The 11,662-nt window shown below is 68.8% G+C and carries 14 protein-coding genes; 6 read left to right on the top strand and 8 right to left on the bottom strand.

All coding sequences use genetic code 11. The annotated features are described in order from the left end of the window. Positions 1 to 50: 50 nt before the first annotated feature. Positions 51 to 1,061 carry a glucose-6-phosphate dehydrogenase (coenzyme-F420) gene (fgd, locus tag NS3_RS00710; protein ID WP_067852216.1) on the bottom strand — a complete coding sequence of 337 codons (1,011 nt, stop codon included), beginning with the start codon at positions 1,059 to 1,061 and terminating at the stop codon, positions 51 to 53. A gap of 114 nt (positions 1,062 to 1,175) precedes the next feature. Further along, positions 1,176 to 1,541, bottom strand: coding sequence for a VOC family protein (locus NS3_RS00705; protein ID WP_067852214.1), 366 nt, complete (start codon positions 1,539 to 1,541; stop codon positions 1,176 to 1,178). A gap of 91 nt (positions 1,542 to 1,632) precedes the next feature. On the opposite strand from NS3_RS00705, the gene NS3_RS00700 reads away from it, so the two are divergent. Together NS3_RS00700 and NS3_RS00695 are read left to right on the top strand one after the other, a co-directional pair. Further along, positions 1,633 to 2,586 carry a helix-turn-helix transcriptional regulator gene (locus NS3_RS00700; RefSeq protein WP_067852212.1) on the top strand — a complete coding sequence of 318 codons (954 nt, stop codon included), beginning with the start codon at positions 1,633 to 1,635 and terminating at the stop codon, positions 2,584 to 2,586. A gap of 113 nt (positions 2,587 to 2,699) precedes the next feature. Further along, on the top strand, positions 2,700 to 3,458 hold the full coding sequence (locus NS3_RS00695; protein WP_174550420.1) for an HAD-IIA family hydrolase: 759 nt from the start codon (positions 2,700 to 2,702) through the stop codon (positions 3,456 to 3,458). Between the two features lie 31 nt (positions 3,459 to 3,489). Here the strand turns inward: NS3_RS00695 and NS3_RS00690 are convergent, their stop codons facing one another. The 3 genes from NS3_RS00690 to NS3_RS00685 form a co-directional block, all read right to left on the bottom strand. Next, positions 3,490 to 3,882 carry a DNA-binding protein gene (locus tag NS3_RS00690; protein WP_067852210.1) on the bottom strand — a complete coding sequence of 131 codons (393 nt, stop codon included), beginning with the start codon at positions 3,880 to 3,882 and terminating at the stop codon, positions 3,490 to 3,492. After that, positions 3,882 to 4,010 carry a hypothetical protein gene (locus NS3_RS30280; RefSeq protein ID WP_281204520.1) on the bottom strand — a complete coding sequence of 43 codons (129 nt, stop codon included), beginning with the start codon at positions 4,008 to 4,010 and terminating at the stop codon, positions 3,882 to 3,884. Before NS3_RS30280 ends, NS3_RS00690 begins: the two co-directional genes overlap by 1 nt. 70 nt (positions 4,011 to 4,080) lie before the next feature. Continuing rightward, on the bottom strand, positions 4,081 to 5,553 hold the full coding sequence (locus NS3_RS00685; protein ID WP_067852208.1) for an MFS transporter: 1,473 nt from the start codon (positions 5,551 to 5,553) through the stop codon (positions 4,081 to 4,083). 62 nt (positions 5,554 to 5,615) lie between these two features. On the opposite strand from NS3_RS00685, the gene NS3_RS00680 reads away from it, so the two are divergent. Together NS3_RS00680 and NS3_RS00675 are read left to right on the top strand one after the other, a co-directional pair. Beyond that, positions 5,616 to 6,647 carry a helix-turn-helix transcriptional regulator gene (locus NS3_RS00680; RefSeq protein WP_157101089.1) on the top strand — a complete coding sequence of 344 codons (1,032 nt, stop codon included), beginning with the start codon at positions 5,616 to 5,618 and terminating at the stop codon, positions 6,645 to 6,647. 413 nt (positions 6,648 to 7,060) lie between these two features. Next, positions 7,061 to 7,498 carry a DoxX family protein gene (locus tag NS3_RS00675; protein WP_067852204.1) on the top strand — a complete coding sequence of 146 codons (438 nt, stop codon included), beginning with the start codon at positions 7,061 to 7,063 and terminating at the stop codon, positions 7,496 to 7,498. 155 nt (positions 7,499 to 7,653) lie between these two features. Here NS3_RS00675 and NS3_RS00670 read toward each other — a convergent pair whose 3' ends face one another. Further along, on the bottom strand, positions 7,654 to 8,133 hold the full coding sequence (locus NS3_RS00670; protein ID WP_245649379.1) for a hypothetical protein: 480 nt from the start codon (positions 8,131 to 8,133) through the stop codon (positions 7,654 to 7,656). 432 nt (positions 8,134 to 8,565) lie between these two features. Here NS3_RS00670 and NS3_RS00665 point away from each other — a divergent pair, with 432 nt between their 5' ends. Continuing rightward, positions 8,566 to 9,003, top strand: a complete 438-nt coding sequence (locus NS3_RS00665) for a DoxX family protein (protein ID WP_067852202.1) — start codon at positions 8,566 to 8,568, stop codon at positions 9,001 to 9,003. A gap of 174 nt (positions 9,004 to 9,177) precedes the next feature. Here the strand turns inward: NS3_RS00665 and NS3_RS00660 are convergent, their stop codons facing one another. Continuing rightward, a complete protein-coding gene (locus NS3_RS00660; RefSeq protein ID WP_067852201.1) occupies positions 9,178 to 9,960 on the bottom strand; it encodes a MerR family transcriptional regulator in 783 nt (260 codons plus the stop codon). Between the two features lie 41 nt (positions 9,961 to 10,001). After that, entirely contained in the window at positions 10,002 to 10,799 is a 798-nt protein-coding gene (locus NS3_RS00655; RefSeq protein WP_067852199.1) for an alpha/beta hydrolase, read from the bottom strand. A gap of 244 nt (positions 10,800 to 11,043) precedes the next feature. Between NS3_RS00655 and NS3_RS00650 the strand changes: the two genes are divergently transcribed. Further along, positions 11,044 to 11,559 carry a GNAT family N-acetyltransferase gene (locus NS3_RS00650; RefSeq protein ID WP_218018176.1) on the top strand — a complete coding sequence of 172 codons (516 nt, stop codon included), beginning with the start codon at positions 11,044 to 11,046 and terminating at the stop codon, positions 11,557 to 11,559. Positions 11,560 to 11,662 lie beyond the last annotated feature (103 nt).

Below are 11,662 nucleotides of genomic sequence, written 5' to 3'. Positions count from 1 at the left end.
ACGAATTCGGCCCCGCCGCTCGTGAGGAGCAGCGGGGCCGAATCGTCGGATCAGCCCAGGGCGCGCAGGCGCGGGGCGAGATCGCGCTGGAACAGGCCGAGGAACCGGCGCTGATCGTGGCCGGGCGCGTGGAAGACCAGGTGGTTGAGGCCCGCGTCCAGGTACGGCTTGATCTGCTCGACGGCCTCGTCCGGGTCGCTGGCCACGATCCAGCGCTTGGCGATCTGCTCGATCGGCAGCGCGTCGGCGGCGGCCTCCATCTCGATCGGGTCGGTGATGCTGTGCTTCTGCTCGGCGGTCAGCGACAGCGGCGCCCAGAACCGCGTGTTCTCCAGCGCCAGCTCGGGATCGGTGTCGTAGGAGATCTTGATCTCGATCATCCGGTCGATGTCGTCGACCGTGCGCTCGACCTTCGCCGCGCCTTCGGCCACCGCGGGCATCAGCTTCTCGGTGTAGAGCTCCATGCCCTTGCCCGAGGTGCAGATGAACCCGTCGCCCGCCCGCCCGGCGTAGCGGGCCACCAGCGGCCCGCCCGCGGCGATGTAGACCGGCACCCCGCCTTCGGGCACGTCGTAGATGGACGCGCCGACGGTCTTGTAGTACTGGCCGTCGAAGTCCACGCGATCGCCGGTCCACAGCGCCCGCATCAGGTCCACCGACTCGCGCAGCCGCGCGAACCGCTCCTTGAACTCCGGCCATTCGCCCTGGTAGCCGGTGGCGATCTCGTTGAGCGCCTCACCGGTGCCGACACCGAGCATGACCCGCCCCGGGTACAGGCAGCCCATGGTGGCGAACGCCTGCGCGATCACCGCCGGGTTGTAGCGGAAGGTGGGGGTCAGCACGGAGGTGCCCAGCTGGATGCGCTCGGTGCGCGCGCCCACGGCCGCCATCCAGGCCAGCGAGAACGGCGCGTGCCCGCCCTTGTGCCGCCAGGGCTGGAAGTGATCGCTCACGGTGGTGGAGTCCATGCCGTGCTCCTCGGCGAGTACGGCGATGTCCACCAGCTCGCGGGGCCCGAATTGTTCCGCCGACGCCTTGTATCCCAGCTTGAGATCACCCATGTGCGTGTCTCTCCTGTCGCTTGTGTGCTCTGCTCTCGCACGGCCGATTTCCGACACTAGTCACGCCGGCCGTGCGCGGAACAGACCGTCCCTGCCGAGGGACGTGCCGACAGCTCAGTCGACCGGGGCCACCCGGATCAGATTGCCGTCCGGGTCGGTGGCGAGGAAGGTGCGCCCGAACACCTCGTCGTGCGGTTCCATGACGATGCGCACACCCCTGGCCATCCAGTCGCGGTGCAGGGCGTCGATCCGGTCGGCGCCGCCGTCGATCGTCAGGCACACCTCGCTGGTGCGCGTGACCGCGCCGAGGTGGTCGTCGTCGACCCCGCTCCACAGCGCGAGCTGAACGCCGCCGCCCAGGTCGAAGGCGATGAAGCGGGGGGATTCGAACACCGGCTTCATGTCGAAGAGGTCGCCGTAGAAGCGGGCCGAGGCCGGCGCGTCGGTGACGTAGACGATGAACATGTTCGGTGCGGTCATGTGCGTTCTCCTGGTGTTGCTGACAGTGACCGCAGCAGAGTGCAATTCATATACGACGGAATCCGTCGTGATTTCTGGAATTCTCGGAAATATGACCCCGGATCGCTTCTTCGCCCTGCTGCTCGCCCTGCAGACGCGCGAGTGCCTCACCACCGCCGACCTGGCCGATCAGGTGGGCGTCTCGACGCGAACCGTGGTGCGCGACCTGCGGTGGTTGCAGGACGCCGGTTTCCCGATCCTGATCCGGCGCGGCCGGTGGGGCGGGGTGTCGCTGCTGCCCGGCGGCAGCCTCGACACCGCCCGCCTGACCCCCGACGAGCGGGATCACCTCGCCCTGGCCGGCCTCGACGACGCCCAGCGCGACCAGCTCGGCGGCCGCAGCGACGGCCGTAGAGCCCTGGACAAGGTGACGCCGCGCGGCCGGGCACGGCCGGGACAGTCGCTGCCGCTGAGCGCCGTCGTCGTCACCGACAACCGGCCGTGGTTCTCCGCGCAGGCTGGTGGCGTGGAACCGGCGCGGCTGGTGGGCGATCTCCGGCGCGGCGTGCGGTTGCGCATCAACTATCGCCGCGCTGTCGAGGCGGAACCGACCTGGCAGGTCGTCGACCCCTACGGCCTGCTCGCCAAGGGCGGCCGGTGGTATCTCGTCGCCGACAAGCAGGGCAGTCCGCGCCTGTATTCGCTCGAACGCCTCGCCGACTGGGAGCCGCTGCGCGTCCCGCGCCGGTTGCGGCCGGGCGTCACAGCGGCGCAGGTCGCCGCCCACCTCACCGCGAACTGGGAGAACACCGAGAACCTGCGCGTGGCGGGCCTGCTGCACGTGACCCAGGTGGACCGCGCCCGGCGGATCCTCGGCACCCGCCTGACCGTCCACCCGCCCGCGGACGGCGAGCAGATGCCGTTCACCCTCACCTGCCGCGTCCTCGAGGACGTGCGCCAGCTCCTGCCCTTCGCCGACCAAGCGATCGTGACCGCGCCCGCCGAAGCCCGTGCCCACCTCCGCGACCTGGCCGCCCGTACGCTCGCGCGATACAGCTCGCCGTGACCGCCCTGCGCTACCTCCCCACGGCGATGGCGCAGAATCGACGGGTGACCAACAGCCAGGCGAGCGAGAGCCACCTCAGCGACAACGAGCCCGTCCTCTCCTACCTGACCGACATGGACGGCGTCCTGGTCAGCGAGGACCACCTGGTCCCCGGCGCCGACACGTTCCTCGCCGAACTGCGCGCGAACGAGATCCCCTTCCTCGTCCTCACCAACAACTCCATCCGCACCCCACGCGACCTGCAAGCCCGCCTGCGCCTGACCGGCCTGGACATCCCGCAGGAGGCCATCTGGACCTCCGCCCTGGCCACCGCCGCCTTCCTCGACGCCCAGCGCCCCGGCGGCACCGCCTACGTCGTCGGCGAATCCGGCCTCACCACTGCCCTGCACGAGATCGGCTACGTCCTCACCGACCGCGACCCCGACTACGTCGTCCTCGGCGAGACCCGCACCTACTCCTTCGAAGCCATCACCACCGCCATCCGCCTGATCGAGCGTGGGGCCCGATTCATCGCCACCAATCCCGACGCCACCGGGCCGTCCCGCGAGGGCCTGCTGCCCGCCACCGGTTCGGTTGCCGCCCTGATCACCCGCGCCACCGGCCGCGAGCCGTATTACGTCGGCAAGCCGAACCCGCTGATGATGCGCTCGGCTCTGCGTCGCATCGGCGCCCACTCGCAGTCGGCGGTCATGATCGGTGATCGCATGGACACCGACGTCATCTCCGGGCTGGAGGCCGGTATGCGCACCATCCTGGTGGTGACCACCGGCATTTCCACGGCTGCCTCCGTCGAGCAGTACCCCTACCGGCCGACCTTGGTCCTGGATTCAGTTGCCGATCTGGTCGGCCGTACGGCGAACCCCTTCACCTGAGAAGTGGCCGATGGATCGGAAGTCCCGGGATTCACACTGCGACGACGGCGATTCCCGGCCCGCACAGCAGCGTCAGGGCTTCGGTGTCGGAGGTGAGAACGGTAACCGGTGGTCGCGCGGCTCTCGCCACGGCGGCCAGGACGGCGTCGACGGCGTATTTGTGGCCGTGAAGACTGTGCGTCCGGAGCAGTTCGGCGGCGTCGTCGCTCACCCGCCGTGTTATCTCGTGGACCTCCAAGCGGGACAGCGTCCACGAGATCCGGTTCTTCGGGAGACGGCCGTGCTCGGCCTCGAGCCTGGTCATCGTGGTGGTGCCTACCCTGATGTTCTCCAGCCGCGCGGCTTCGACCCAGGTCACCACGGCCCGGTCACCGCGGTAGAGCTTCGACAGCCCTTCGCTGTCGAGCAGCAGTGTCCCCGCCATCAGGCAGCGGCCCCGGACTTCCCGTCGGAGTCATGGCGTAGCGCGGCACGGGCCGCATCGATGTCTTCCTGAGTCAGCGGCCCATGGTCCCGGGTATAGTCCTCGACGATTTCGCCGAGCTTGTCCATGGCTACCCGATGCTCCAGCGCGGATTCCGGTCACGCCGGATGCTGGGGTCACGACAAACACATCGGTCGGTCAGTGCTGATGGGTGGCGGCGGTCTTCGGCAGAGCGAGCATCGCGACCGCGGCCAGGACGTAGGCGGCGACCTGCCAGATCATGACCTGAGCCAAAGCGTGGCCGTACATCGTGACGGGATCCTCGGCGGTCGAGCCGGCGGTGGGGGTGAGGGCGTTGAAGAAGATGGTGCCGAGGGCGGCCACGCCGACGGCTCCACCGATCTGGTTGACGGTCGACAGGACACCGCCCGCGGCGCCGGCGTTCCGGCCGGGGACGCCGGCGAGGACGACGTTGACCAGGATCGGCGCCCCGAGACCGAGTCCGAGGCCGCCGAGGAACATGACGCCGGCGAGGGGCCAGTAGCCGGGGGTGCCCGCGTCGTGGACGAGCAGCCACAACAGGCCCTGCGACGCGGCCAGCGTGAGAGCACCGGTGATGATGAGCGCGCGGCCGGCCTTGGCGGCGAGGGCTATACCGGCCCCGGAGGTGATCATCGAGCCGATCGCATAGGGCAGGAACACCAGGCCGGTTTCCCATGCGGAGCGTCCGGTCCCGGCCTGCAAGTAGATGGACAGGACGAGGAAGAACGACGCCAGCGCCCCGAAGAACAGCAGCGATCCGAACAGGCCGGCGGTGAACGGCCGGATGGTCAGCAGCGCGGGGTCCAGGATCGGCTCGCCGCCGCCTGCCGCGACACTGCGCTCATAGGCCAGGAACACACCCAGCAGGACGACGCCTGCCGCGAGGAGGACCCATCCCCATCGGGGCCAACCCCAGTCGTTGCCCTGCACCAGCGGCAACAGGATCAGCACCACGGCGGCCGCGGACACGAGTGCGCCGATGATGTCCAGGCGAGCCCGCGCCGGTGCCGTGGACTCGGGCAGCACCCGTATCCCCAGCACCAGGGCGACGACGGCGACCGGGATGTTGATCCAGAAGATCGTCCGCCAGCCCAGACCCCACAGGTCCGCGTCGACGAGAGCGCCACCGAGCAACGGGCCCGCGACCGCCGCCAAGCCCTGCACCGCGCCGAACGCGCCGAACGCCTTGGCCATGGCGGCCGGCTCGAAGGACGAGCGGATGATTCCGAACACCTGCGGCACCATGAACCCGCCCGCCAAGCCCTGCACGGCCCGGACCGCGATCAACGCACCGGCGGTGGGCGCCAGAGCGCACGCCGCAGAGGCGACCGCGAAGCACGTGAGAGAGACGAGGAAGGTTCGGCGACGGCCGTAGTCGTCGCCGACCCGGCCGCCGGTGATCAGCCCGGCTCCGATGGCCAGGGTGTAGGCCGCGAGCATCCACTGCAGCTGGGCATCGGTGGCGTGCAGATCGGTGGCGATGTCCGGGGCGGCGACGGTGACGATCGTGACGTCGAGCAGGTCGATGAACGAGGCGAACAACACGACGAGCAGCGCCAGCGATGCGCGCCCGCCCGCGACCGCGGCCGACCGGCCGGGCGTGGTGGAAGGTGGGGTGGATGTGGTCATGACCGCACCGTGCCACCGGTAGCGGCCATCGAATGACCGCTACTTCTGCGAGGGTGTTACCCGTGGCCGATACGTCTGCGCGGATCCTGCGCCTGCTGTCACTGCTCGAGGCGCGCGTGGAGTGGCCGGGAGGCGAACTCGCCGAGCGGCTCGACATCTCCCCCAGGACCCTGCGCCGCGATGTCGACACGCTGCGCGCGCTCGGTTATCCCGTCGATCCGGTCAAGGGCCCCGGTGGTGGATACCGCCTCGGGCACGGTGGCAAGTTGCCGCCCCTCACCCTCGACGATGAACAGGCCATCGCGATCGCCTTGGCGCTGCACACCGCGCCGGCGACCGTGACCGGGATCGATGACGCCGTCACGCGCGCCCTGACCACCTTGCGTCAGGTCATGCCCGCACGGCTGCGCGCCGCGAGCGAGGCGTTCGAGGTCACCAGCCTGCGCAACTACTGGGAGTTCGCGGCTCCGCCCATCGCCGTCACCGTTCTGCGAGACGTCGGCTCGGCGATCCGCACCAGCCGCGTGCTGCGCTTCGACTACCGCGAGCCCGACGGCGTCATCCCGGAGCCCGGCACAGCGGGTTTTCGGCCGCCACGTGAGGTCGAGCCCCATCACCTCGTCGTCTGGGCCGGTCGCTGGTATCTCGTGGCCCGGGACCGTCGACACCGCACCTGGCAGACCTTCCGCGTGGACCGCATCCATCCGCGCACCCCGGCAGGCGCGACCTTCACGCCGCAACCACTCACCGACGACGACCTCACCCGCCTCGTGGTGCAGAATCCCGACCGCGGGGACACGCCAGGCCACTGGCCGTGCGTCGGGTCGGCGACCCTCGAACTCCCCGCCCATGTCGTCGCTCGCTGGGCGCCCGGCGGATCGGTGGTCGAGGCGATCGACTCTCAGCACTGCCGCCTGACCATCGGCAGTTGGTCCTGGGCCGGGGTCGCGGGCCTGTTCATCACCTTCGACACCGGCCTCGGCGACGTCCGACCCGCCGATCTGCGAGCAGCCCTGAACGCGATCGGCCGGCGCCTTCGGGCGCCCGACGAGCCGAGTGCCGGATCGACCGACGTCCCAAGACGGCACACCTGACCGAGGCAGAACTGCCGCGCGCCGTCACCGAACTCCGGCAGGTGGCGACGCATGAGATCGACCACGGCCGCGAGCCTCGCGAGGGAGGAACGCTCCAGTCGGAGTCATGGCGTAGCGCGGCTCGGGCCGCATCGATCTCCTCGTGGCAAGGGGGCGCTCGACACCGACGGCACGCCGGTCGCCGAGAGCGGGCTATCGGTGGCCACCCTGCGGCGGCAACCCGACCACAGCTGGAAGACCGTGCTGGACAATCCTTTCGGTGCCCGCCTCATGCCATGACCAACTGCGAGCAGAGCCGGTGCAGCAGCGGTTCCGAAGAGCTTTCGCCGACAGCGATGAGTCCTCGGACCCTGCTCCGTCCTATCAGTTGAACGCGCTACCAACCCGGCGCGACCGACACCGAAGGACCGGACATGACCACCGCCGACCCCACCGCCGCTTTCTCCGCTGACCTCACCAACCGTCCCGGCACGATCCGCAACCGTGTCCTGTGGACCCTGCAGATCCTGCTCGGGCTGTTCTTCGTCATCGCCTCCGGCGGGCCGAAGCTCCTCATGCCGAATGCGCTGGCCGAGAACGCCCCCGAGAATCTGACCATCCCCCTGGCACTGCTCGTCTTCATCGGAGTCGCGGAGGTCGCCGGCGGCATCGGCCTGATGGTGCCCCGGCTCAGTGCCCTCGCCGCCGCGGGGCTGTCCGTTCTCACCGTGCTCGCGGCCGCGACGCAGGCGTTCATCGTCGACAAGCCCGCGATGGCGATCTTCCCCCTGGCGCTCGCCGCGATCTTCGCCTGGATCGCCTACGAACGTCGCGCCACCGTCACCGATCTGCGCAACTCGCTGTCGCGTTGACATATTCACGAGGATGACCGGCGATCGGTGGACTGCACCGATCGCCGGTCACGCCTGTCCGGATCGACTCAGGTCGGGTTGGCGGGATCGATCCGGGTTCAGCAGGTGCGCCTGGTCCGCGTAGCGCACGCGGCCGGTGGTTCGCGGTTGTGCGATCAGGGAACGAACACTTCTGTTGTCGCCGGGATGCTCGGGCGGTCGGTCCGCACGGTGAGCGCGACCCGTCCGGGCCCCGGGTGGACGTACACGAAGTCGGGGTGGGAGCCCGTCCGCCACGCGGGGATGAAGCGGGTCACCGAGCCGCGCTGGCCGGTGTCGAGGTTGTGCCAGTCGATGATGGCCGTCACGTCGCAGGCCAGCAGGCTCGGCGCCCAGTCGCCCAGCGGGGAAAAGCCTTGCAAGAGACGCAGTTCGATGGAATGGGTGCTTCCCGGCGCGCTGTAGTGGGTGCTGGGCAGGGGCCCGTCGTAGGCAGTGCCTCCGGCAGTGAGCATGCCGACGCAGACGCCGTTGCCCAATGTCCACGTCGGAGCCGAGTTGAACTGCGTCATGGCGCAGCTGCGGGGGCCGACGTTGGACCATCCGAGTTGACAGGGGTCGGCGGCGTTGGCGGTGCCCGGCGCTGCGACGGCCATCGCGGTTCCGACGAGTGCGGTGGCTACGGTTGCTACGAGTCCACGTCCGATTTTCATATACGGATGATCGAGGGCTGTTGTGCGAACATTACTGTTCTCTATGTCTCGATTCGGTCTCCGTGTGGTTCGCCGCGGGACTGCGCCCGGTCGGAATCCGCGGCGGCGCTTGGGTAATGCCTTCAGCGGAGCAAGGATTCGATCAGGTCCATCTCGGATCCGCGCGCGACGGGAGGGCGCCGCCGTCAGCGGGCGGAGCGCACCTTCTGCGACCACAAATCTGAGCACATGCGCAGGACCGTAACAGCGCGCCTCGCACAGGATCGGGCCATTTCTCCGTGAACTCTCGCTGACAGCGATGAGTCCTCGGACCCTGCTCCGTCCTATCAGGTGAACGCGCTACCAACCCGGCGCGACCGACCAGAAGGACCGGACATGACCACCGCCGACCCCACCGCCGCTTTCTCCGCCGACCTCACCAACCGTCCCGGCACGATCCGCAACCGCGTCCTGTGGACTCTGCAGATCCTGCTCGGCCTGTTCTTCATCATCGCCTCCGGCGGGCCGAAGCTCGTGATCCCGAACACCCTGGCCGACAACGCTCCCGAAAATCTGACCATCCCGTTCGGACTGCTCATCTTCATCGGAGTTGTCGAGGTCGCCGGCGGTATCGGCCTGATGGTGCCCCGGCTCAGTGCCCTCGCCGCCGCGGGGCTGTCCGTTCTCACCGTGCTCGCCGCCGCGACGCAGGCTTTCATCGCCGACAAGCCCATGATGGGGATCTTCCCCTTGGTGCTCGCCGCGATCTTCGCCTGGCTCGCCTACGAGCGCCGCGCCACCGTTGTCGATCTGCGTAACTCGTTTGCGCGGTAACACTTTCATCAGTACGACCGGCGATCGGTGGCTCACCACCGATCGCCGATCGTGCGTTCCCGGGTCGATCGCCCGTCGGGTTGGCGGCGATCGACCCAGCGGCCATCCGGTCCGCGGCGCCCCGGCCCGGCGCCGACTTCAGGTGGCCGTCATCGCGTCCGGGCGTAGAGCGACTCACCGAGGCCGTGTGCTCGCTGTCGCTGCTCGCTGGAGCATGGTCCAGCCGGTCCAGCCCCGCTCGGTCAGCAGCTCGATCAGTCGACGTGCGGGCGGCCAGCTATCGAATGCCAGTGCGTCCAGCAGTTCGACCAGCATGGGTTCGATTCCGCCGCCGACGTAGTCGTCGCCTTGTTCATCGGCGATCGTCGTGATGTAGGCGGTCATCTTGTCGGCGAGTTCGATCAGTTGCCGGTCGTCGGTGCGGTCGAGGGCCCGACCGAGGCTGCGATAGAAGTCGGTGAGCTGAGGATCGTCGAGTTGTCCTCGCTTGCGGGCGATCCAGTCCGGGATCTTGTCGGGTGAGTGCGCGGCAAGCGGGATCCAGCCGTCGCGTTCGATTCGGACGATCCGCTCGTCGATCCCGAGTGCTCGCAGCCGGTCGAGAAACTCGACCACTTCCGGTGGCAGTACCAGGTGGTCTCCGGCGGTGAGGCGGGCGATCTGTTCTCGGTGTCGCTGCCGCTCGCGGATCTCGGCCTGGAGTCGCTTGTCGATGTCGGCGATGGCCGCTGCGAATGTATTCGCATCGGCCTGTAGCAGTTCTCGCACGCGTGCCAGCGGGACACCGGCTCGGGCCAGCGTCCGGATCTCGAGCAACTCGACCAGATCGTCCGCGGTGTATCTGCGATAGCCGGAATGGTCTCGCTCCGGTTCCCGCAGCAGCCCTTTCGCGTGGTAGTGCCGCACCGCCCGCACGGTGACTCCGGCGTACGATGCCAGCTCGCCGATGGTCAGCATCAGATGACTCTCCTGAAATTCGGTGCCGCTGTCGCCGCCGCTCAGGCGGCAGGATCTCGCAGACCACGCAGGATCCGGGCGATGTGCGGGGCGTGCGTGATGACCGATCCATGGTCGGCGTCGAGCCATGCCGTCCTGATGTGCGGTCGCGCGCGGAGCAGCCGCTCGATGCCTGCCCGCCAGTTCCGGTTGTACCGCATCGCGCGCTCGTCTGCGCTGTCACCGGCCATCGACGACGACATGAGCATGTGGATCGGGCAGTCGATCTCCTGGTACCGGTCGAGAAGGCCGGACCGTATCGCGTCCAGTTCGATGTTGAGATCGACAATCTGCTCGGTGGTGAGCAATATCTGACGCGGCGTGCCTCGGGCGGCTTCGTTCGCCCACACGGCTTCCTTCCATATCGTGTGGAACGACGGTAGTTCGGCTTCGGTGAGGAACGGCTCTGGCACCGGGTTCGCTCCGTCGATGAGAACGAGTTCTGCGGCGTCGCCAGGATGTTCGGCGGCGTAGTGCACAATCAGGTCCGCACCCAGCGAGTGACCGACGAGCAGAGGCGCCGAGGGCAGGCGGAGGCGTCGGAGTTCGGTCATCACGGCGGCGAAATCGCTCAGGAACGCGTCGAAGGAGTACCGTTCGCCCGCCGATGAGAGACCGTGGCCGCGCAGGTCGAACGTCATCACGTCGAAGTCGAGCCGTAAGAGGTGGGTGAGTTCTCGCAGATCGGCTTGTGTCGTGAGGAGCCCGGGGCACAGGACCAGCGGTCGGCCTCGGCCGCCGCGAGTCACCGGGATGGTGACCCCGTGGCGCACTGTGAACTGATCGGTTGTCGTCGTCATGTCGCCATGCTGAGGCGTTGCCCCTGCGTCATGGTCAACCGCCGCAGAGCCGGGAGCGATACCGATTCGGCTCGAAGTGGGTCGCGGTCCGGCCCGGCGTCGGCTACGGTGAACCGACCGCACGGGCCACGAACAGGAGGCGATGAATATGGCTGCGCACAGCCTGTTTCGTCATGTCCTCCGGCAGGAGCGCTCGCGGCGCTAGCGCCATCCGCTCCTGCCTCTCCCGAACAGGAGCATTCCCGTGCCGATCGATTCCGATCACTCTCGCACTTCCGAAACCCCCGGCGCTGCCGATGATCTCGTCACCGCGCGACTACGGTTGCGTCGCTGGACGCCCGAAATCGCTGCCGAAGTCGCCTGCGGACGCCGCAGCCCGCGGTGGGCCGAGGACTTCCCTGCCGACGGCGACATCGTCATAGCCACCGAGCTTTCGAACCATCCGTCCTGGTACGGCCCCTTCGGCCACCGCCTGATCGTCGAAGCCGCGAGCGGGTTGCTCGTCGGCTCGACCGGCCTGTTCTGGCCACCCGCCGACGGCATGCTCGAGATCGGCTACGGCATCGCCGCGTCCCGGCGCGGGCGCGGCTACGCCACGGAGGCCGTCGCCGCGCTCACGGCCCATGCCCGCACGGCACCCGAGGTGCGGACGGTGTTCGCGCGGGTCTCGACCGACAACCCGGCTTCGGTCGCGGTCCTGCGTGCCTGTGGATACCGGGCGACCGGTAGCGAGGGCGGCATCCTTCGCTACGAGGCGTAGCCGCTCGCGATCATCGGCGGGCGAGCGCATCGACTGGCTCGCCTGCCGATACCCGGACGCATCGGCGCGCCTCGGGGGCGCACGTTCCGCCCCGACCGCCCAC

It is taken from the genome of Nocardia shimofusensis NBRC 100134 (genome assembly GCF_001613125.1).
Classification (GTDB): Bacteria; Actinomycetota; Actinomycetes; order Mycobacteriales; family Mycobacteriaceae; genus Nocardia; species Nocardia shimofusensis.
The sequence above is the reverse complement of the archived record's forward strand: the minus strand, read 5'-3'. Positions and strand labels throughout refer to the sequence as shown.